The organism is Shewanella psychrotolerans, assembly GCF_019457595.1.
Lineage (GTDB): Bacteria > Pseudomonadota > Gammaproteobacteria > Enterobacterales > Shewanellaceae > Shewanella > Shewanella psychrotolerans.
In genome coordinates this window covers 3,244,016-3,265,439 of sequence record NZ_CP080419.1, presented here as the reverse complement: position 1 = coordinate 3,265,439, position 21,424 = coordinate 3,244,016, and the positions used below count along the sequence as shown (strand labels likewise).

Sequence of the window (21,424 nt, the reverse complement as noted above, 5' to 3'; positions counted from 1 at the left end):
GAACTCCTTAAACCAGAGCCTTTCAAACGAGCCCCTTTTGTTTAAAGAGGCCCGCAGAGTGTGAACCATTTAAGTTTCACTGAACAATAGCTCTGTAACCCTTTTGGTGGTTTTATTTAATAGCAAATAAAACCGCGATGAGTTTATAGGTTTGTTATTGGCTACTATCGTGTTGATTTTGTTTAGCGATGAGTCGAGAAAGCTGGTTTAGTGATGCTCTGTGGGCATAAATTATCGGTAATAAGCCTTTATTTTTAAGCTCCAAGAAATCTTCGTCACTAATCGCATTAAAGCTGTCGTCATCGATAACGTAAACACCATTAATGTTGATATTCTGTTGTTGATTATCAAGTTTGAGGGTAAGTTGCTGAGGATTTAACAGGTTTTTCTGTGCTAGATACTGGCACATTCCCTGAGTTTGCTGGTGCATCGCAGCAACATCTAACAGTGAGTTAGTTCTCGCAGTTAGATATTCGGTTTTTTCCCCGCTATCTGTAAATAGTCGGCTACCCGCTTCTTGGGAGATCATCGGGCTATCTTCGTCAATACAGACAATCACCTTGTCATCTTTTTCGGGCGTTTTCGCTATAGAGAGGGGCGCATTATTAAACCCTAGCGGAGTTACTGGCGAGCTCCATTCAGTCGATTGGCAATATAGGTTAGTGTCAGGCTTTATGCCCATCATTGCCACAGGTAGAAACTGTCCATTCTCGGTGTTTTTTACAAAAACAATAGGAAACTCAGCTGCTAAATTTGGGATCTCTCGTGCTAAAACAGGAATCAAGTGTTCTTTGGCAAAACGGGTATAGTCACTCGAGTGGGTTAACTTTATGTTTAGGTGTTTTTCCGATGAAAGAGGAACTATTTGGGTCATTATTGTGAACCTTATTTATCTGGTAATAGTGTGTTAGTTGTTGACCTTGAATGATATCGAGCAAACAAGATTATATTTAATTGATAAGCAACTTTGCGATACATGGCCTATATCTTCATGATTATTCGTCTAAAGCCAAAGCACTTTTTATCTAAATACTTAGCATATCGTTATAAATGCCAGCGTAAAGCATCAGTTATCCAATGATTAATAGAAGGCTTGTTTACTTGATATTAGTACTCGATGTTAGCAACTGTTGATAGCGCTGTCATATCAATGTTGTTTGTACGAGTGATTGTTTACTGTTTAAGCTTATTAAATCAAGCTACAAATATTTAGGTTGAGAAGCTTTTCTCTATTTTTGTCAAAAAAATGTAGAAATTTCGTTTTGTTTTGTGTAGATTTATGAATGACAGCGTTGTCATTTGCTTGTGTGGCACGTCTGTTTTGTAAGGTTTACATGAATTAGGAAGAGGTCTCCTAATTCATGTGATTGGCAATTATCGTGTTTAATTAACTGTAATTGTGTTTGATATTTCCAATAGTCTCTCCCAGATACTAGAGATTGCTGGGGGTTATCGATCAGTTGATAGATAAAACCCCCAGTATTTTTTTCTGAAGAGCGACCAAGCTCTCGCTAGCCTTCACATTGGATCAGTATTGAGAAGTCCCTTTATGCGAAAGCCGACGGGCGGTTATAAGCTATTGGTCATTGCGGTTACCCAGATGATAGTTTCTTTATATTTATCAGCGTCTTGACTACGCAAGCTAAGGTGCAAGCTAAGGTAACGAATATCATTGATTTTTTGTGCTTAACTATTATGCCGTTAACTATTAATAGGTTTGATATATCAGGCTAAAAAGTCAGTACTCATTGCTCATACAATCGCTAACTGTGGTTGCTATATATTGTTAGATTTCAGTTATCTTGAATGCTTTAGTCAGTGTCTTTGGTACTGCATATGATTGGGTGTGGACTGTTAGTGCGAGGAGATGGCTGTGGCGTTCATAGTCAACTTTAGATGATTGATTAGATCATTTATTAGATTAAATATTAAGAGGACGATAATGAACAATAAACTTGTCGCAGTCGCTATGGTGCTTAGTTTAAGCTGCATAGCTTGCAATGCATCAAGATCGCAAAATACCGATATAGCTTCCCAGTCTAGTTCAGTTGCTCATTTGACTCAAAACCAGCTCAATGAGTTTGCAGATTCATTAGTCGTTACCTATAAGACTGTGACCAATTATCCACAGCAATGTACCACATCTGGTGTCGACGGCCGCTGTTTTGCCGCGCAAATAACATTAACTCCTAACGCAGAATTGCCTACTGGCGATTGGGCTATCTATTACAGTCAGATGCGCCCTGTAAAACAGGTGTTATCAGATCAGTTTAATATCAAGCATATTAAAGGTGACTTACACCGGATCACTCCTACGGAGAAATTTGGCGGATTTAGTAAGGGTCAAGCTCAGACTATCGATTTTCTCGGAGAGCTCTGGCAGTTATCAGAAACCGACGCCATGCCTAATTATTATATGGTGGTTCCGGGGTTTAATCCTGCGGTGATAAAAAGCACCATGCTAGGAATAGATGTTGATACCGGTATGGAGACTCGCCCGTATACCGCGTCTTATACCAATGCCGAAACCCAATATAAGCGCAGCGACACAGATCGATTACAGTGGGCAAAACCTGAAGTATTGTTTAGGGCAAATGAGGGCGTGGTTAACGATCCTAGTCGAGCAATTAACACCATTATTCCTACCCCTAAGGCACAAATTTTAGATACTCATCTTGCTGCCACCTCATTAAAGAGCGGCTATCGTTTATCACTTGGTGATGTACAGCGCAGCAGTGTCGATGCCGCGTTAAATCGTTTGCAGCGTTTAGGGGTCAATGAAACCTCAAATGGTGCTCTACTGGAACTTAAGCCACTTAAAAAGTTGTTAGTGGCTGGTGGTTATCAGCTCACTATATTACCCAATAAGATCAGTATTTATGCGGCTGACGATGCTGGGTACTCATATGGTATTGCCTCACTCGCCAGTCTAATTGATGTAAAAGAGTTAACAGTCAATGCTATGCGCATTGAAGATGAGCCTAGATATCCATTTAGAGGCATGCATGTTGATGTTGCGCGAAACTTTCACAGTAAACAATTTGTGTTAGATCTGATCGATCAAATGGCGGCTTATAAACTGAATAAGCTTCATCTGCATATGGCTGACGATGAAGGTTGGCGTCTTGAAATCGATGGTTTGCCCGAGCTAACCGATATTGGCAGTAAGCGCTGTCATGACCTAAGCGAAGATACTTGTCTGTTACCACAACTGGGAAGTGGGCCAAGTGCAGATGCTAAAGTAAATGGGTATTACACCAAGGCCGATTATATCGAGATTTTACAATATGCATCTGCAAGGCAGATCCAAGTGATTCCCTCTATGGATATGCCAGGTCATTCTCGCGCCGCAATTAAAGCGATGGAAGCGCGTTTTCGAAAATTAATGGCGCTAGGAGAGACCGCTGCTGCAAATGAGTATCGGTTGATCGACCCACAAGATAAGACTCAATATGCATCGATTCAGTATTATGACGACAACACCTTGAATGTGTGTATGGAGTCAACGTTCCACTTTGTCGACAAAGTGGTCGATGAGATAGCTAAGCTGCATCAGCAAGCCGGTCAACCATTAACTATTTATCATATTGGCGCAGACGAAACTGCTGGTGCATGGGTTGATTCGCCCGTATGCCAGGCTTTTTTGAAGAGTAATGATAAAGGTGTCGCTAGCGAAAAGGATTATGGCGCTTATTTCATCGAACGCGTGTCTAATCTATTGGCACAGAAAGGCATAAAGCCCGCAGGTTGGAGTGATGGCATGAGCCATACTCGTGTCGATCGTATGCCAAAGGTTAGCCAGAGTAATATCTGGGATGTGGTGTCTCATGACGGCTTTAAGCGAGCACATGATCAAGCTAATTTAGGCTGGGATACGGTATTAAGCAATCCTGAGGTGCTCTATTTTGACTTCCCCTACGAAGCCGATCCTAAAGAGCATGGTTACTACTGGGCTAGTCGCAGCAGTAGTGAGCGTAAATTATATAGCTTTATGCCAGATAACTTGCCAGCGAATGCTGAGCAATGGACTGATATAGAGGGGCGTCCATTTGAAGCTGACGATACCCTAAAGCGTGATGAAACAGGAACGCGGATCAGCGGGCCGTTAGCTAAGGACGTTAAGTTTTCGGGGATCCAGGGGCAGATTTGGAGCGAAACGATTCGTAGTGATGATGTGGCTGAATACATGATCTTTCCAAGATTACTGGTGCTCGCTGAACGTGCTTGGCATCAGGCCGATTGGGAAGTGCCTTATCAATATCAAGGCGCGATTTATAATCAAAACAGCGGTCACTTTACCCAAGAGATGCGTGCTAAGCAGCAGGCGCAATGGACACAGTTTGCCAATACCTTAGGCCATAAAGAGTTGATAAAACTCGATCGAGCAGATATCGCTTATCGCGTCCCCACCGTTGGGGCGATGATTAAAGATGGCTTGCTTTTTACTAATACTATTTATCCTGGGTTAGCGGTCGAGTATAGAGTCAACGATGGGCCTTGGCAGCGTTACTTTGAGGCGGTGAGAGTCCTAGGTAACGTAGAGGTAAGAGCTATCGCAGCAGACGGTCAACGCAGGGGACGTGTGTTATCCGTTAATTAATCGTGTCATAAATTTAGCGCTGTCAATGTCTGCGGCAGCGCTAAATTCTTTTGCTTATCCAGCTGATTTATTTGTATAAAATCATTAATTGTCGAATCCTTTAAAATATGAATGACAACGCTGTCATTTGTGTTGTAACATAGGTTTAACCTAGTCGGAAGGCAGAGCTAAGCTTTTTAAATGCTTCTCTCTGGATATAAAACTGTGAAAGAGGTCCGTAATGGGATTTAACCAGACAAAGGAAGCCCCCTTATTTATTGGTATCGATGGTGGTGGCAGTAAATGTCGAGCTACCATTTATGCAAGCGATGATACCGTCCTTGGGACTGGCGTCGCTGGACGAGCAAATCCTTTGTTCGGGCTATCACAGACTTTTGAGTCTATTAAACTGTCTACTCAACTAGCATTAGAAGATGCCGGGCTGCAGGCGAGCGACGGTGGACAGCTTGTGGCTGGCCTTGGTCTGGCCGGCGTTAATGTTCCCCATTTATATCAAGAGCTGGTTAATTGGCAGCATCCATTTGCTAATATGTTTGTTACTACCGATCTTCATACCGCTTGTATCGGGGCACATCATGGCAGTGATGGCGCGGTGATTATCACCGGAACAGGATCGTGTGGCTATGTCCATGTGGGAGAAGAGTCTTTATCTTTAGGCGGACATGGGTTTCCATTAGGCGATAAGGGAAGTGGTGCCTGGTTAGGCTTAAAGGCCGCTGAACAGGTGTTATTAGAGCTCGATGGTTTTGGTCCTAAAACACTGTTGACCGAGCGACTTAAGAATCATTTTCAGACAAGTGATGCAATGGGGATCGTTGAAAAATTAGCCGGTAAGTCATCGAGTTGCTACGCTACCTTGGCCCGCTTAGTGTTAGAAAGTGCAATAGAACAAGATGAGGTCGCTAAAGGCATTGTCGTAGAAGGAGCGGCCTACATAAGTGACTTAGCGAAGAAGCTATTTGCTTTACATCCGCCCCGTTTTTCAATGATAGGCGGGCTTGCTGAGCCGTTAGCTCCTTGGTTAGATAAAGACGTAGTCGCCAGAATCTCGCCCGTTATCGCACCACCAGAAATGGGAGCGGCTTACTATGCGCGTCAGTGTTATGTCGCTGCAGATTAATCAATGTAACTTATCTGATGGATAAGCATTTCGTAGGATTTTATTTATGAAGCAAACCTTAATCGCCGATCAGGTCTTTGATGGTGAGGTGTTTCATCAAAACTTACCTGTGACCATCGACGATGGTCACATTATAGCGTTCGATACTGTGGCAAACGTTAAACCTGTTAGGGTCAATGGCACACTTGTACCAGGATTTATCGATATACAGGTCAATGGTGGCGGTGGGGCACTACTCAACGCAGACCGAAGTGTTGCTTGTATAGAGACGATTGGTCGTGCTCACGCCCAGTTTGGTACGACAGGCTTCTTGCCCACCTTAATTACTGATGATATTGATGTGATGCGCACCGCTGCTGATGCCGTGGCTGAGTCATTAGCTCAAGGTTGTGATGGTGTTTTAGGTGTGCATTTTGAAGGCCCGCATCTATCATTGCCCAAAAAAGGGGTACACCCACAGTCTTATATTCGTCGTATCTCAGATGCGGAGTTAGCCATTTTTTGCCGTAAGGACTTAGGTATTAAAGTTGTTACCCTCGCACCAGAGAATGTCTCTGTAGAGGTGATTAAGGCCTTAGTGGCCGAAGATGTACGAGTCTGTTTAGGCCATTCTAACGCCGATTACGATACCGTGGTTGCCGCGCTTGAGGCGGGTGCAACTGGCTTTACTCATCTGTATAACGCCATGTCTCCTATGGGATCTCGCGAGCCTGGAATGGTAGGCGCCGCTATCGAGAGTCGTGATGCTTGGTGCGGTTTGATTGTCGATGGTCATCATGTACATGCTGCTGCCGCCAAAGTTGCCATCTATGCCAAACCCAAAGGCAAGGTGATGTTAGTCACCGATGCCATGCCACCCGTGGGTATGGCACAAGATGCAAGCTTTGAGCTTTTCGGCACTCAAGTTATTCGTCAAGGCGATAGGTTAAATGCGGTAACTGGTGAGCTTGCTGGTTGTGTTTTAGATATGGCACAAGCGGTGAACAACAGCGTTAGCATGTTAGGGCTTGAGCTTAGTGAGGCTCTGCGTATGGCCTCACTCTATCCTGCGCAGTTTATTGGCCAAGATAGTGTTCGCGGAACGCTTAAGGTTGGAAATAAAGCGGATATGGTCTTGCTTGACTCGCAGCGACAGGTAACCAGAACTTATATTGGTGGCAAATTGGTATATCAGGTTTAACCCATCACATTTTGTTATTAAGCCCCTAAAGTTAGGCTTTTAGGGCTTAATAACGACACAAGTTGACCGACCTAAACGAATAAGAACAAAAACAGTAACCTTAGTATGGCGGAAAACCTCAAGATGGAAGCAAGCCTGAAAAAATCGGTGAAACCACGGCTTATGTCACTCGATGCGTTGCGTGGATTCGATATGTTTTGGATCCTCGGCGGCGAGGCTTTGTTTGCCGGCTTATTGGCCTGGACGGGATGGCAAGGCTGGAAGATTGCGGCTGCGCAGATGCAGCATAGTCAGTGGCATGGATTTACTTTTTATGATTTGATTTTTCCGCTGTTTATTTTCTTATCTGGTGTCGCATTGGGTTTATCTCCTAAGCGGCTCGATAAGCTACCTTTGACGGCCCGCTTGCCTGTCTACCGTCACGCGTTTAAGCGTCTGGCGTTATTACTCTTTTTCGGTGTTCTTTATAATCATGGTTGGGGAGCAGGAGTTCCTGCAGCACTCGATGAGATCCGTTATGCGAGCGTTCTCGGGCGTATCGCCTTTGCTTGGTTTTTTGCAGCGATGCTGGTTTGGCACACAAGCTTAAAGACTCAGATTGGCGTTGCTATGGTATTGCTGTTTGGTTATGCCTTTATCCAGCTTTTTGTGCCAGTTCCCGGTGGAAGTGCTGGTGACTTGTCAATGGCAGGCTCAATCAACGCTTATGTGGATAGCCTGCTGCTACCAGGCGTTAGTTACCAAGGTCGAGCAACGGATCCAGAAGGAATCTTATCAACCATTCCCGCGGTTATTAATGCGTTAGCAGGGGTATTTACAGGACGCTTCATTGCTAATCCTCACCCAAAAGGGGAGTGGGCAAAGGTAGGGATTCTATTTTTAGTGGGTATAGCCATACTAGGATTAGGTTGGTTATCTAATGAGGTTATTCCAGTTAATAAGGACCTATGGACCAGTAGCTTTGTGTTGGTGACTACGGGCTGGAGCTTGATATTTTTGGGACTTTTCTATGCCTTGGTCGATGTGCTCAGATTGCATCGTTTTGCCTTTGTATTTGTCGTTATAGGTTGTAATGCCATTATCATTTATCTAGCCTCAAGCCTTGTTAAATGGCAATTCGTTTCAGCGAGTCTTTTTGGTGGCCTTATTGATGCATTACCTGGGTCAATGCAGATGTTTGCTGCAACGATTGGGGTGCTCACGGTGCAGTGGTTGTTACTGTATTGGATGTATAAACGTGGCATTTTCATTAAAGTTTAATTTTTAAAACATCGAGACTTATCTTTTAGTGAACTAAATCGGTAGGTTAGCTATTTATTCTGATAAAACACAAAATGACAGCGTTGTCTTTTTATGTTTTATGTTTTAACATCGATGAAACAAAGGGGCAAACTATTCCAATGTTTCTGGAGTCGAGCCTTTAATAGCTGTACCACCATAATATTGAGCCGGTACCAGTTTAATTGGTATCAACATATTAATTACTATAAGAAAACAGGCTTATGGAAATGACATTAAATAGTGAAAGTAAGCGCAGTAGCGCGATCCCTATGGCGATTGTCGCAGGACTGTTCTTTATTCTAGGGTTTGCAACTTGGTTAAATGGCTCACTGATGCCTTATCTTAAACAGATCCTTCAACTTTCCCCCTTTCAAGCTTCGCTCATCCTTTTCTCTTTTTATATTGCCGTGACATTTACAGCGCTTCCTTCTGCTTGGGTCATTCGTAAAGTCGGTTATAAAACGGGTATGGCATTAGGCATGGGGATAATGATGCTGGCGGGCTTGTTGTTTATTCCCGCGGCTAAGACCCAAATATTTGTCCTGTTTCTTTTTGCTCAATTGGTGATGGGGACTGGGCAGACTTTGTTGCAAACCGCTGTTAATCCTTATGTGGTGCGTATTGGCCCTGAAGAATCCGCTGCTGCTCGTGTTAGCGTAATGGGTATCCTTAATAAAGGTGCTGGCGTTATTGCACCGTTAGTATTCACCGCACTGATTCTAGATAGCTTTAAAGATCGCGTCGGCATGGAGCTGACTCAAGTTCAAATCGATGAGATGGCCAATAGCTTAGTTTATCCCTATATGGGAATGGCACTGTTTATCGGGTTCTTAGCCATCTTAGTGAAGAAGTCTCCTTTGCCTGAGCTAGAAAATGAAGATGATGAAGCGGACGCTGGTAAAGGTCATACTCGTGAAGCGCTGTCTCATCCGAACCTTGTATTAGGTGTTGTAGCGCTGTTTTTCTACGTTGCCGTTGAGGTAATCGCTGGCGATACCATAGGTACTTTTGCACTGTCATTGGGCGTTGAAAACTACGGCGTTATGACCTCATATACCATGATCTGTATGGTGTTAGGTTACACATTAGGTATTTTGACTATCCCGCGTTTTATCTCTCAACCCAAGGCGCTAATGATCTCTGCGATGCTAGGGCTTGTACTAACCCTAGGGATTTTGTTTGGCGACAATAACTCTTACGCCATAGCAAATACCCTGCTGGTACCGTTTGGTGGCGCCATGTTACCCGATACCTTGTTAATGATCGCTTTTCTTGGTCTTGCCAATGCGATTGTTTGGCCTGCGGTGTGGCCGCTAGCGTTATCGGGTATGGGAAGGTTGACTAGCACTGGTTCAGCGTTGTTGGTGATGGGCATTGCTGGTGGTGCTTTCGGTCCACTATTTTGGGGGCTAACGAGTTCGGCAACGTCACTCGGACAGCAGGGCGGTTATATGGTGATGTTACCCTGTTATCTGTTTATTCTGTTTTATGCGGTTAAAGGGCATAAAATGAAAAGCTGGAAATAACGCTAACTTGAAATGAAGAAGGAGCCTTATGGCTCCTTTTTTGTAGAATTATACTAATTGGTATTATCCAAGGAACTGCTACTTTGCAATTCATCTCATATTGATGTGACAAGGGTTTGAATTGGCTTGAGAGGGCTATTTCAGTCTCAAAGGCTAGACCGTTGTTGAGTTTGATAAGATAAGCAATCGTTGCTCTTAACTAATTGAGGACTTTGAACTACTACAGGCATAAAAAAGCCCCGACAATGTCGAGGCTAATTTATATGGTGCCGGCACCAAGAGTCGAACTCGGGACCTACTGATTACAAGTCAGTTGCTCTACCAACTGAGCTATGCCGGCTTAACTTTTAAAGCTAATGTACTGCTAAATAGTGGTGCCCGAACCCGGAATCGAACCAGGGACACGAGGATTTTCAATCCTCTGCTCTACCGACTGAGCTATTCGGGCAACTAAACTAAGTGTCTAGTTAACTACTTCAAACTAGGTCTTATGTAACCCGTGTCGTTTGGAGTGCGCGTATAATATAGCGGTCATATTTATCCTGCAAGTGCTTTTTTAGATAAATCTTACTGCATGGCTAGTTAATGCTCAAAATGTCTGTTTTTTATCTTGTTAGCTGGTTTTTAGTGCGATAAGACTATACTCAAGCGCATTTATAACGCTTGTTTGCTTGGTTTGTCGCTAAAGCTTCTATCTAAAGTTCTCGCTAAAGCTTCTATCTAAAATTGAGTCGTTAAATTGCAGCTTTCTCTGGCCAAAGCCCCAAAATACTCCCTAAAGTGCACGAAAGATCATGACAGTTCTAATAATTCGAATTTAATTGGCTAAATTACGCGATATTCACCGTTAAAAATCGAACGTAATATCGTTTAAAAGGAAAATATGATCTGAATAAGTGGGCCTGACTATGTTTAAGAATACCGAAACTCATTTTGGCTTAATGAGTATCCTGTTGCACTGGGTTTCAGCAGTTGTTGTCGTCGGGTTGTTTGCTTTGGGTTATTGGATGGTGGATTTAACTTATTACAGTAGTTGGTATAAAACAGCGCCAGAATTACATAAGAGTGTTGGAGTGCTATTGCTTCTGGCAACATTAGCTCGATTGCTTTGGCGTTGGAGTAACCCAAAACCTAGAGGGCTGGCCGGGCATCAAGCTTGGGAGAAGACCTTTGGTGCAGTAGTTCATGCGTTGCTGTATCTGCTACTCATCGCTATTTTGTGCAGCGGTTATTTGATCTCTACGGCGGATGGGCGCGGCATTATGGTATTTGGTTTATTTGAGCTACCTAGCCTAGGGTCGTTATTTAATGATCAAGCCGATTTAGCGGGTGTCACCCATCAGTATTTGGCTTATAGCCTAATTGCTTTAGTGGGTATACATGTGCTTGGGGCGATAAAGCATCACGTAATCGATAAAGATTCAACATTAGTCAGAATGGTTACTATTAAGGAGATAAAATGAAAAAGGGTTTATTAAGCAGCGTGATCGCTGGAGCACTATTGATGGCTGGACAGGTAAATGCTGCCGACTATGTTATCGATACTCAAGGAGCTCATGCTTCAGTGCAATTTAAGGTTAGTCATCTAGGCTATAGTTTTGTCGTGGGGCGTTTTAACGATTTTTCTGGTGATTTTAGTTTCGATAATGGCGACATTGGCGCATCAAAGGTTAATGTCACCATTAATACGGCAAGTTTAGACTCTAACCATGCCGAGCGAGATAAGCATCTTCGCAGTGAAGATTTTTTAAATGTGGCTAAGTTTCCTCAAGCCACATTTAAATCAACTTCGGTGGAAGATAAAGGCGATGGCAAGTTTGTGATTAATGGTTTGCTAACCCTAAATGGGGTATCGAAAGATGTGGCTATCGATGCCAATCTTGTGGGAGAGGGCAAAGATCCATGGGGAGGCTACCGCGTTGGATTTATAGGTAGCACAGAATTTGCTTTGAAAGATTACGATATCAAAATGGATTTAGGTCCAGCCTCTAGTCATGTGAAACTCGATCTGGTTGTCGAAGGCATTCGTCAGTAATTGCCAGTTTGCATTAAAGATAAAAAGCGCCGTTAATGGCGCTTTTTATTTAAGTCGTTTTTCAGTTATAACTTGTTGGAGAGACTATTGGTCATCTTTCTCTGGCACATAGCCTTCAATTTCAACGTCTTTTCCTTCAAATAGAAAATTGACCATCTGCTCTTCCAAAAATTTGCGGTCATCGACGTTCATCATGTTGAGCTTTTTCTCGTTGATAAGCATCGTCTGTTTCGACTGCCAAAGAGTCCATGCTTCTTGACTGATGTTGTCGAAAATACGCTTACCCAATTCGCCTGGGTAGAGTTGAAAGGCTAGGCCATCTGCCTCTTTATTAAGATATTGGCAGTTCACTGTACGAGCCATGATTACTCCTTATTAAATTCAGAACCTAAGCTGGATAGGATCCGCTCTGTTGCCGCGGCTAAACCAACTTTAGGGGGATTGGCTATGTTATACCAGAGTGATGCAGCATCTTCCATGATCAGATCTGCTTTACTGGGGTTAATCTTTGCCGTTAATGCGGTGATGTCTAAATGGAAATGACTAAATGTGTGTCTAAAGCTCGCTAGCGGTTCATCGATATCTAGCTGCATTCCGTGCTGTTCAATAAACTGGTTAAGCTCTGACATGGTGCCAAATTGTGGAAAACACCATAATCCCCCCCAAATTCCAGCGGGTGGACGTTTGGCCATCATGACCCGGTCACTGTCTCTTATCACCAACATATATGCCTGTTTTTCAGGAATCGTCTTTTTGGGTTTCTTCCCTGGGAATTCGGTCTGTCTTCCCATTAATTGCGCCTTACAATCTATGGCGACAGGGCATTGGTCACATTTAGGTTTCGAGCGGGTACAAATACTCGATCCAATATCCATCATGGCCTGATTGTAATGGGTGATATTGTCTCGCGGCGTTAAGCTCTCTGTGAGTTGCCATAATTGCTCTTCGACCTGTTTCTTACCTGGCCAACCTTCAATTGCGCCGTGTCTTGCGAGGACTCGCTTTACATTGCCGTCTAAAATGGGGTGGTGTTGGCCAAGAGATAGAGACAAGACGGCTCCGGCTGTAGAGCGGCCTATACCTGGTAAGGCGAGCACTTGGTCAAATTCTGTTGGAAATTGTCCATCATATTCACGGGCTATAAGCTGGGCACTTTTATGTAGGTTTCTCGCTCTTGCGTAGTAACCCAGCCCTGTCCAATGGTGCAGGACTTCATCTTGCTGTGCATCAGCTAAAACGGTAATGGTTGGAAACCTTGCCATAAAGGCGTCGAAATAGGGGATAACCGTAGCGACTTGGGTCTGCTGCAACATAATCTCTGAGACCCAAACTTTGTAAGGGGTCTTATTTTGCTGCCAAGGAAGGTGTTTGCGACCATGTTCGGCGTACCAGTTAACAATGCGCTGGTGAAATTGCTCTTTTTTCATGGCGCTCAGTGTATAGAGCAGCTGATGTTTTCTCAACTTAAATAGGGTTTAAAGCATAGCTTTGCTCGCACCTAGAGCGTTTATTGGTATACTTTGGCAACAATAGGGCTTGCACTGCTCCATTAACTTTGGATAATGCCCTTCTTTTTTAAAATTCCATCATATTAGTGTCAAGATTGTGCATGATCTTGCTAGTTCGGCTGTGTCATTAACTAATGAGTTAAACAGTCGCTACGTTAGATGCTATATGGCCAACTAATGGCAGAGACAGAGGCTAGAAATAATGAGCGACGTTACAACCGCTGAGTTTAATGAAGAGGGTAAATACCTTCGTAAAGTAAGAAGCTTTGTTCTTCGAGAAGGGCGTTTAACAAAAGGGCAGGCGGTTGCGATGGAACAGCAGTGGCCGCTAATGGGGCTAGATTATTCTCCCGAGCCATTGGATTTAACTCAAGTTTTTGGCCGTGAAGCGGATACGGTTCTCGAGATAGGATTTGGCATGGGGGCCTCTTTAGTTGAGATGGCTAAAGCCGCTCCAGAGCTCAACTTTATCGGTATCGAAGTGCACAAGCCGGGAGTCGGTGCTTGTTTGGCTGATGCCGCTGAAGCGGGCGTAACCAATCTACGTGTTTTCCATCATGATGCGATTGAAGTGTTAGAGAACAGTATTGCGCCCGCCTCGCTTGCTCGAGTGCAGCTGTTTTTTCCCGATCCATGGCATAAAAAGCGTCACCATAAGCGTCGTATCGTGCAGCCTGAATTTGCACAGATGATCCGTAATAGCCTTAAAGTCGGTGGTGTATTTCATCTTGCCACCGATTGGGAAAATTACAGTGAACACATGCTCGAAGTGATGAGTGCGGCGCCAGGTTATAAGAATCAGTCTGCAAATGGTGATTTCGTGCCGCGTCCAGATCATCGTCCGCTAACGAAATTTGAAGCTCGCGGTCATCGTCTCGGTCATGGTGTATGGGATCTGATGTTCGAGCGCTGCGAATAGATTTTACGGTTTAGCTAGGGTCACTATTTTTATTAACTATTTTAATGAACTAACGGGGTAATAACATGGCAACACGTAGCCGTCGTCTTCGCAAAAAATTGCGTATTGATGAGTTTCAAGAGTTTGGATTTGATGTTAATTGGACGTTTAACGATTCAGTTTCTGAAGAGCAGATTGATAGTATTGTCGATCAGTTTATTGCCGAAGTGATTGAAGTGCGTAAGCTTGGCTTCCATGGTGGTGGACATAAAGAGTGGGAAGGGATCATCGCTACTCAAGCTATTGGTAAATGCACCGAAGAAGATCGCGAAGCGGTTAGCGCTTTCTGGAAACAGCAACCAACCACTAATGTAGAGATCAGCGAGTTGTACGATATTTGGTGGAACTAACACCAAATAAGGCATTACTTGAGCAGGTGATAGAGCAAGTTCGTCCCCTGCTTGGTCAAGGTAAAGTTGCCAATTATATCCCCGCATTGGCTAAGGTAGATCCACACAAATTAGCCATAGCTGTCACTAGCGTCGATGGTACCACTATTGGCGCTGGTGATTATTTAGAGCCTTTTTCTATTCAGAGTATCTCAAAGGTTTTCAGTCTCACGGTGGCGCTCACTTTATACGAAGAGCATGAAATATGGTCTCGTGTAGGGAAGGAGCCTTCTGGTCAATCTTTCAATTCATTAGTGCAAATTGAATTAGAAAAAGGGCTGCCACGTAATCCTTTTATCAATGCGGGTGCCTTGATTATCGCCGACTTATTACAAAGCCGATTAGGAGCGCCTAAACATCGTATGCTCGAGGTCGTTAGGAACTTAAGTGATAACGCCCATATTTTATATGATAAAAATGTCGCTGCCTCAGAGTATGAACACAGTGCTCGTAATGCTGCTATAGCCTATTTGATGAAGTCTTTTGGCAATTTTAATAATGATGTCGATAAAGTGCTAAAGAATTATTTTCATTATTGTGCGATGAGAATGAGCTGCGCCGATCTGTCGAAAGCTATGCTGTATTTAGCCAATGGTGGTAAAAGTTTATCAGGTAAAACGATTGTTTCTCCAGTGCAGACTCGCAAACTTAATGCTTTGCTGGCGACATCTGGGTTATATGATGGTGCAGGCGAGTTTGCTTACCGGGTCGGAATGCCTGGCAAGAGTGGGGTTGGTGGTGGAATTATTGCGGTGATCCCCGGCGACATGAGTGTCTGTGTTTGGTCTCCTGAATTGGATAAGAATGGCAATTCACTTGCGGGTACAGCTGCGCTTGAGTTGTTATCTCAATCCCTAGGACGATCGATATTCTAATCTGTAAAAGTTAGTGATATCTACTAACAACTGGTTTATATCGCTAATGCCGACGGGTTGCTTTTAACCCAGTTACACTTCTACTTATTGAATTTAATAGTTATTTTATTTTTGGCATGATATCTGTATCTAGCTAATTCAATATCGTATTGCTCTGGTGAGCCATATTAAGATACGACGAATTAATGATAAGGATGAATGGAATGAAAAAGATAACTGCTTCTTTGGGATTAACTGCATTAGTACTCGCAACCACTAGCTCCGCTTGGGCGAGTGACAAAGACAACAGTCTTTCTTTTGGTCATGATAATAATCAGTGTGAGGTTAGCCTCAACTATGATGTCGCAGTTGAACCTCAAAAGCTGATCATTAGCGAAGATAAAAAAGAAGTTTATCGTATTGAACTTGGCCAGCTTTACATCGATGGAGCTGCTGTAAATTTAGATGCAAACCAGCAAAAATTGGTAAATCAGTATGCCGATGAAGTCTCTCAGCAGCTTCCTGAGGTGATTGATCTAGTTCATGATGCGGTCGATATCGCATCGACGGCCGTCAGTATGGCATTAACGCCTTTGCTTGGTGATGTAACCGGAGCGAAAATTGATGAGATGATGGATCGCCTGGGCAGCAGAATCGATACTGTCGCCTATCAAAATGGTGATAGGTTTTATCTTGGTTCGACTGAATCATCTTTAGAAGACACCTTTGGCAAAGAGTTTGAGCAGGAGATGGAGCAGCTAGTGCAAAGCTCTATTGGCAGCATGATGATGACCCTAGGCAGTGAGATGATGAATGGCGATGGCGATTCTTTCGAAGAAAAAATGCAAGCCTTCTCAGTTAAAATGGATACTGTAGGTAAAGATATTGAAGCTCAGATTGAGCAACAGGCCGCAGATCTTGAGGATCGTGCAGACAAGCTTTGTGATAATTTTCAACAGTTAGTTGTTTTAGAGTCACAGCTGCGCAAGGAAATCCCACAGCTTGATAAATACCCACTAATGAAGGTGGCTAAACAAGAGTTGCTTGAATAGTTTTATCTTTTAACACTTCTCCCTTTGTTGGATCTTAACAACCAGCAACTTCCCTATACTTTCCTTGGGTATAGGGCTTTTTTATTTTCTACTATTTGATTATTTTTCCGCTTTGCTATTGGGTGTATAGTGACAAAAAAATAGGTATTAGAATCAAAGGGCAAATCTTTGGTATACTTGTAAAAAAACAATAACAATGCGGGCCAAATTTGTCTGAATCACTAGGCAACTGTCTGACTCTACTATTTGGATTATTCTTAATTGTCAAAGAAATAACCCTATCTTATTGGTTTATCTCTATGATTTATAATTAGTATTTATAGGGTCGCAAACACCTTAAGGCTATTTAAATGTTAGAACTTTTAGAACCTATTGCCATTTTTACTCATGTTGCTCGTGCTGGCAGCTTTAGCTCTGCTGCTCGTAAATTGGGAATTTCTAAATCTAAGGTTAGTACTCAGGTTGCTGATCTTGAACATAAACTAGGTGTTCAGTTGATCCAACGTACGACACGTAGCTTGAGTTTAACTGAAGCGGGTCAACTGCTTTATGCTCAAGGCGAGGAGCTTTTGAGAGATGCAGAGCAAGCCGTAGCGAGTGTACATAATCTTAATGATGCGACTCGTGGTGTATTAAAAGTCGGTATTTCTCAATCTTTCGGAACTATGCATATTATTCCTGCATTGCCTGATTTTATGGCTAAACATCCAGAGTTAGAGCTGCAGGTGAGCTTGTTAGACCATAAAGTGGATGTTGTAAGCGAAGGCCTTGATTTACTGCTAACTATGTCTGAGCAACTTCCTTTGGGTATGGTTGCTAGACCATTGATGAAGTGTCAGTTTTTACTTGCAGCCTCTCCTGAATATGTTGCTAAGCACGGCTACCCAGAACGTCCAGAGAAGTTGGTAGATCATAACTGCTTGGTATATCAAGGTGAATGGCATGAACATAGTGTTTGGCAGTTTAAGAAGGGTGATGATTACTGCGAAATTGGGGTGGCGGGTAACTTCAGAGTCGACAATGCTCCAGCATTAAAAACGGCTGCTGTGAGTGGTTTAGGTGTGGTTTATTTGGCGAGTTATCTTCTAGAAGATGAGATCGAGCAAGGCACTTTGGTTCCACTGTTACCCGAATGGCAATTGACTCATCATCTGCCGTTACAAGCTGTTTATCCAAGGCGTAAGCATTTAGCACCTAAAGTGAGCGCGTTCATTGATTTCATCAAAGAGCATATCGGTACACCACCTTATTGGGATGCTAAATATGCATCACTTTATGCGCAGCGTAAGTAAATCTCTTTGTTAGTTGATAAATAACTTTATGGTTAATAAGTAACTTCATGGTTGATAAGTAACCTCGTGGTTAATAAATAACCTGTTTATTCTACAATACTTAAGATGTTGCTTCGTTTCAGTTGTTAGTAATTTGAAAACATTGTTTTGTTTTTTGGACTATAAAACCTTTAAATTTATATTTGAAGGTTTTTTTGTTTATTATCAGTGGGTTGCTATAATTGTTTTTATTCTAATTTCAATGGCTTATTTAGCCTGAGCTAATAGTTGAAACAATTCACGTTGAAGTTTGTTCTTATTTTAATACAATGTTGACAGTTGATTCGGGATGACTTGAATAATATAGACGGTTTAGGAATGACCCCTCGTGATCCGGCTATACAGGTCTGCGTTATGCAATCTTGATTCAATGCTGGCGGCGATTTAAGAACTAAAACAATGCTAGCCTTAAAACCATCATCCTAGTTGTGGTTTACCCCAGTAATTACTTGCTGGGGTGATTTTTCTGAGTGTTTCAATTCTCTTTCTCTAGTGCCTCGCCATTATCTCTCTCAAGAATAGTTATCCTATACTTATTTAATCAGTTATCTGTGTATATAGTGAGTTTAACGCCCTCGATGCTGCATTGAATTTTTTCGATATACGACTAAATGGATTTATAAAGTCTGGCGACGCGAAATGCTCGATCCGAGAATAACGATTCGCCTCAATCATCTAACTTGCTCACCTAATCGTTGTAAAGGGATATCCATGATGCGGAAAATCTTATTATTTATTGTTATTTGGATGACGCTGGTTATCGTTGCTGGTATCTATCGTTTTAATTTCACTCAAGATAATACCTCTGATACTCAACACTATGTCCGGGGTGATGTCCGAGATGATGTCCGAGGTGAGGTTGATGTTCAGTTCGACAGTGACAATGTTATGTTGACGCTATTAAGCTTTCAAACTGACAATCTTTGGGAGATCGACTTACCGGAGTCTGACACTAAAGTCGCGTTGACTAAAGTCACCACAATTGGAGAACGTCACCTTGCAACGGGTCAATATCGAAATGGTGCAGAGCATGGAGTAGTCGGTGTCGACTTTTATAAAATCATACCCTTAAATTTACCTAGTAGCGATAATGAAATGGTATTTATCGTTCCTTTCTCGGTATCCAATCAGGGAAGTGGTGTATTTTGGTATTTAGGGCTATTCCTATTAAATAGTGATACCGCTGAAATTAAACAAACAGATACCACTTTTATCGGAGACCGAATTCAAATCCAAACTCTTCATATCGATGAACCTTTTGATGTGACTTCTAGCATAGTCGTCAGTTATTTGCAGCGGGGCCAAAGCCAAAGTATGGTTGAACCGCCAAAAGAGCTGATTGAAAAACGTATTCGGGTATCGGCTCAAGGCTTTTCTATATAGAGTTCAGTTAGACATGTTTTAGTCAATGACGATAGCTCTTTGCGTATTTATGTCCGCCAGCTTAGAGATGTGATCACCGTGGGATCGCGTGGTAGTTGGTTCGCTGACTAGTCGTTTGAGTATTTAGTTACTTGAATCGTGTAGATAATGACCCCGATCAAGATTGTTGAACGAGGTCATTATCTTATTTAGTGCCGACTACTATTTGTTGTTAGCACTATTTCTTGTTAGCACTATGCGTCGTTCGCCCAATCCATTATTTGTGTTTCAAGCACATCAAGTGGTAAAGGGCCATTCTTTAATAGCAAAGTATGGAACTGACGGATATCAAACTTATCTCCCATTATCTGTTTGGCTTTCTCTCTGATATCGATAATTTTTAACATGCCAATTTTGTATGCTGTGGCTTGAGATGGCATAACGATATGTCGCTCTACCATCTTTACTGCATCGGATTTTGCATTGGGGGTATTGTTAACGTAGTAGTTGATCCCCTGTTCACGGGTCCACTTTTTAGCATGTATGCCAGTATCGACAACTAAGCGACATGAGCGCCACAATTCCATGGCCAGACGACCAAAATCAGAATAGGGGTCGCTATAAAGCCCCATCTCTTTAGGAAAATATTCACTGTATAATCCCCAACCTTCAATATAAGCGGTGTACCCGCCGAACTTCCTAAATTGAGGAACACCGTCTAATTCTTGTGCTATGGCAATTTGCATATGATGCCCAGGAGTTCCTTCATGGTAGGCTAACGCTTCCATCTGGTATTTGGGCATGGCTTCCATATCATAAAGGTTAGCGTAATAGGTTCCTGGGCGACTGCCATCTGGCGATGGTTGATTGTAAAAGGCTTTGCCTGCTGACTTTTCTCTAAATGCTTCCACGCGCTTGACGATCATCGGCGCTTTAGGTTTGACATTAAATACCTCATCCAGACGTTCTGAGATGTTATCTATTAGGCCCGTGGCGTCATTGAGATAGGCTTCGCGGCCAGCTTCAGTATCTGGATAATAGAACTGTTTATCTTCTCGCATAAACTTAAAGAAGGCTTGTAGATCACCTTCGAAACCCACTTTCTTCATGATGGCTCGCATCTCTTGGTGGATGCGATCGACCTCGGACAATCCTAATAGATGGATCTCATCGGCCGTCATATGGGTTGTTGTGGTTCTGGCAAGCGCATTGTTGTAAAACGCTTCGCCATCTTTAAACTTCCATACCCCGTCTTTATTATCAGCGCGTTTTTCCAGGGTGATGATGTAGCTAATAAGGCTATCGTATGCGGGTTTGACTTGAGTAGTGAGTGCGGTTTTGGCGTCGAATAGGAGCTGATTCTTCTGCTCTGCATCAATTTCTAGTTTGGCCACTTTTCGTTGAAAGTCTGCCCACAAAGCACTGTCGGCCTGCCCATTAAATGGGGCGCCATTAATGATGTTTCGGCTATCGGACAATACGTGTGCAAACACAAACTTGGGCGCGATGATCCCTACCTGAGCGCGCTCTTCGAGGGCATCTTGTAATTGCTCAAGATATTTGGGCACGCCATTTAAGCGACTAATATAGGCTTTGGCATCGGCTAAATCGCTAATTTGGTGTTGGTTGATTAGAAAAGAGGCAACCATCGAGTGGCCACCATACATCTGATTCACTGGATAGTTGTATAAACGCCATTTGTGATCAGCAATGCCGTTTTCAAGCTTTTGCGTCAATAGGTCGTAACTAAGTTTGGTTTGGACATCAAGCTTTTCACGTTTGAGTTGCTTTAATTGGGCAAGATGCTTTTTGTTACGCTCTAGCATTTGTTTATCGGCTTTTTTGCCACGTTCATCCCATTTGTCGTAATCGGTTTTAATGCCTAAATGTGTTTGTCTGATCGGACTTGTCATCACATTTTCCATGAATATCGATTCGAATAGCTGATTGGCTTTTTTTGATTCTTGTTCACTCACTTGAACTCTTGGCTCTTGAGGACTAAGTAGAGATTGAGGTACCTGCTTAGCGTAAACTGAACCTGATAAAATACTTGAAAGGGCTAAGGCGATCAGTGTTGTTTTTGTTTTTATAGACATAATTAATCTTCTAGTTATTAGGGGATTGCCGAATGAGTTATCCTAATAAAGCTAGCGTTAAATTATTGGATCTAAGTGTTAGAAAATGTTTCAAAAAGCCCTCTAAAAAGAGGGCTATTAAAGTTTAATTGG

17 protein-coding genes and 2 tRNA genes are annotated in these 21,424 nt (G+C 42.8%); 13 read left to right on the top strand and 6 right to left on the bottom strand.

The genetic code is table 11. From position 1 onward, the window contains the following. Positions 1-154 precede the first annotated feature (154 nt). On the bottom strand, positions 155-874 hold the full coding sequence (locus tag K0I62_RS14470) for a SapC family protein (RefSeq protein WP_220068782.1): 720 nt from the start codon (positions 872-874) through the stop codon (positions 155-157). Between the two features lie 1,068 nt (positions 875-1,942). On the opposite strand from K0I62_RS14470, the gene K0I62_RS14465 reads away from it, so the two are divergent. The 5 genes from K0I62_RS14465 (at position 1,943) to nagP (ending at position 9,707) form a co-directional block, all read left to right on the top strand. Continuing rightward, complete coding sequence (locus K0I62_RS14465; RefSeq protein ID WP_220068781.1) at positions 1,943-4,600, top strand: beta-N-acetylhexosaminidase; 2,658 nt, start codon at positions 1,943-1,945, stop codon at positions 4,598-4,600. Between the two features lie 220 nt (positions 4,601-4,820). Continuing rightward, complete coding sequence (nagK, locus tag K0I62_RS14460) at positions 4,821-5,720, top strand: N-acetylglucosamine kinase (RefSeq protein WP_220068780.1); 900 nt, start codon at positions 4,821-4,823, stop codon at positions 5,718-5,720. 46 nt (positions 5,721-5,766) lie between these two features. Next, positions 5,767-6,900 (top strand): N-acetylglucosamine-6-phosphate deacetylase, encoded by a 1,134-nt coding sequence (nagA, locus tag K0I62_RS14455; protein WP_220068779.1) that lies wholly within the window; start codon positions 5,767-5,769, stop codon positions 6,898-6,900. A 123-nt stretch (positions 6,901-7,023) separates the two neighbouring features. After that, positions 7,024-8,160 (top strand): transmembrane glucosamine N-acetyltransferase NagX, encoded by a 1,137-nt coding sequence (gene nagX / locus K0I62_RS14450; RefSeq protein WP_220071401.1) that lies wholly within the window; start codon positions 7,024-7,026, stop codon positions 8,158-8,160. Between the two features lie 242 nt (positions 8,161-8,402). Next, positions 8,403-9,707, top strand: coding sequence for an N-acetylglucosamine MFS transporter NagP (nagP, locus tag K0I62_RS14445; RefSeq protein ID WP_434086816.1), 1,305 nt, complete (start codon positions 8,403-8,405; stop codon positions 9,705-9,707). 264 nt (positions 9,708-9,971) lie between these two features. Here nagP and K0I62_RS14440 read toward each other — a convergent pair. Further along, positions 9,972-10,047, bottom strand: a tRNA-Thr gene (locus K0I62_RS14440). Positions 10,048-10,079: 32 nt separating this feature from the next. Beyond that, positions 10,080-10,155: transfer RNA gene (locus K0I62_RS14435), tRNA-Phe, on the bottom strand. 460 nt (positions 10,156-10,615) lie between these two features. Here K0I62_RS14435 and K0I62_RS14430 point away from each other — a divergent pair. Then, complete coding sequence (locus tag K0I62_RS14430; protein ID WP_220068777.1) at positions 10,616-11,170, top strand: cytochrome b; 555 nt, start codon at positions 10,616-10,618, stop codon at positions 11,168-11,170. After that, entirely contained in the window at positions 11,167-11,742 is a 576-nt protein-coding gene (locus K0I62_RS14425; protein WP_220068776.1) for a YceI family protein, read from the top strand. Before K0I62_RS14430 ends, K0I62_RS14425 begins: the two co-directional genes overlap by 4 nt. Positions 11,743-11,826: 84 nt before the next feature. Here the strand turns inward: K0I62_RS14425 and K0I62_RS14420 are convergent, their stop codons facing one another. Continuing rightward, positions 11,827-12,105 (bottom strand): oxidative damage protection protein, encoded by a 279-nt coding sequence (locus tag K0I62_RS14420; protein ID WP_220068775.1) that lies wholly within the window; start codon positions 12,103-12,105, stop codon positions 11,827-11,829. Between the two features lie 2 nt (positions 12,106-12,107). Beyond that, the gene (mutY, locus tag K0I62_RS14415) at positions 12,108-13,169 is read right to left on the bottom strand and encodes an A/G-specific adenine glycosylase (protein ID WP_220068774.1); all 1,062 of its coding nucleotides are present in this window, start codon (positions 13,167-13,169) and stop codon (positions 12,108-12,110) included. 283 nt (positions 13,170-13,452) lie between these two features. Between mutY and trmB the strand changes: the two genes are divergently transcribed. From trmB to K0I62_RS14385, 6 genes are all read left to right on the top strand, one after another. Then, positions 13,453-14,169: a tRNA (guanosine(46)-N7)-methyltransferase TrmB gene (gene trmB, locus K0I62_RS14410; protein ID WP_220068773.1), complete on the top strand. Its 717-nt coding sequence runs from the start codon at positions 13,453-13,455 to the stop codon at positions 14,167-14,169. Positions 14,170-14,234: 65 nt separating this feature from the next. After that, positions 14,235-14,558 (top strand): YggL family protein, encoded by a 324-nt coding sequence (locus tag K0I62_RS14405; RefSeq protein ID WP_220068772.1) that lies wholly within the window; start codon positions 14,235-14,237, stop codon positions 14,556-14,558. Further along, positions 14,549-15,472, top strand: coding sequence for a glutaminase B (gene glsB, locus K0I62_RS14400; protein WP_258405006.1), 924 nt, complete (start codon positions 14,549-14,551; stop codon positions 15,470-15,472). Before K0I62_RS14405 ends, glsB begins: the two co-directional genes overlap by 10 nt. Positions 15,473-15,675: 203 nt before the next feature. Next, the gene (locus K0I62_RS14395; protein ID WP_220068770.1) at positions 15,676-16,503 is read left to right on the top strand and encodes a YggN family protein; all 828 of its coding nucleotides are present in this window, start codon (positions 15,676-15,678) and stop codon (positions 16,501-16,503) included. A gap of 350 nt (positions 16,504-16,853) precedes the next feature. After that, positions 16,854-17,795 carry a LysR family transcriptional regulator gene (locus K0I62_RS14390; protein ID WP_220068769.1) on the top strand — a complete coding sequence of 314 codons (942 nt, stop codon included), beginning with the start codon at positions 16,854-16,856 and terminating at the stop codon, positions 17,793-17,795. Between the two features lie 750 nt (positions 17,796-18,545). After that, positions 18,546-19,217: a hypothetical protein gene (locus K0I62_RS14385; protein ID WP_220068768.1), complete on the top strand. Its 672-nt coding sequence runs from the start codon at positions 18,546-18,548 to the stop codon at positions 19,215-19,217. A gap of 233 nt (positions 19,218-19,450) precedes the next feature. On the opposite strand, the gene K0I62_RS14380 is transcribed toward K0I62_RS14385, so the two are convergent. Beyond that, the gene (locus K0I62_RS14380; RefSeq protein ID WP_220068767.1) at positions 19,451-21,292 is read right to left on the bottom strand and encodes a DUF885 domain-containing protein; all 1,842 of its coding nucleotides are present in this window, start codon (positions 21,290-21,292) and stop codon (positions 19,451-19,453) included. Positions 21,293-21,424: the final 132 nt, after the last annotated feature.

Coding starts and splice junctions, on each gene's coding strand:
- K0I62_RS14470 (WP_220068782.1), bottom strand. CDS start 874: ATGACCCAAATAGTTCCTCTTTCATCGGAAAAACACCTAAACATAAAG.
- K0I62_RS14465 (WP_220068781.1), top strand. CDS start 1,943: ATGAACAATAAACTTGTCGCAGTCGCTATGGTGCTTAGTTTAAGCTGC.
- nagK (WP_220068780.1), top strand. CDS start 4,821: ATGGGATTTAACCAGACAAAGGAAGCCCCCTTATTTATTGGTATCGAT.
- nagA (WP_220068779.1), top strand. CDS start 5,767: ATGAAGCAAACCTTAATCGCCGATCAGGTCTTTGATGGTGAGGTGTTT.
- nagX (WP_220071401.1), top strand. CDS start 7,024: ATGGAAGCAAGCCTGAAAAAATCGGTGAAACCACGGCTTATGTCACTC.
- nagP (WP_434086816.1), top strand. CDS start 8,403: ATGGAAATGACATTAAATAGTGAAAGTAAGCGCAGTAGCGCGATCCCT.
- K0I62_RS14430 (WP_220068777.1), top strand. CDS start 10,616: ATGTTTAAGAATACCGAAACTCATTTTGGCTTAATGAGTATCCTGTTG.
- K0I62_RS14425 (WP_220068776.1), top strand. CDS start 11,167: ATGAAAAAGGGTTTATTAAGCAGCGTGATCGCTGGAGCACTATTGATG.
- K0I62_RS14420 (WP_220068775.1), bottom strand. CDS start 12,105: ATGGCTCGTACAGTGAACTGCCAATATCTTAATAAAGAGGCAGATGGC.
- mutY (WP_220068774.1), bottom strand. CDS start 13,169: ATGAAAAAAGAGCAATTTCACCAGCGCATTGTTAACTGGTACGCCGAA.
- trmB (WP_220068773.1), top strand. CDS start 13,453: ATGAGCGACGTTACAACCGCTGAGTTTAATGAAGAGGGTAAATACCTT.
- K0I62_RS14405 (WP_220068772.1), top strand. CDS start 14,235: ATGGCAACACGTAGCCGTCGTCTTCGCAAAAAATTGCGTATTGATGAG.
- K0I62_RS14395 (WP_220068770.1), top strand. CDS start 15,676: ATGAAAAAGATAACTGCTTCTTTGGGATTAACTGCATTAGTACTCGCA.
- K0I62_RS14390 (WP_220068769.1), top strand. CDS start 16,854: ATGTTAGAACTTTTAGAACCTATTGCCATTTTTACTCATGTTGCTCGT.
- K0I62_RS14385 (WP_220068768.1), top strand. CDS start 18,546: ATGATGCGGAAAATCTTATTATTTATTGTTATTTGGATGACGCTGGTT.
- K0I62_RS14380 (WP_220068767.1), bottom strand. CDS start 21,292: ATGTCTATAAAAACAAAAACAACACTGATCGCCTTAGCCCTTTCAAGT.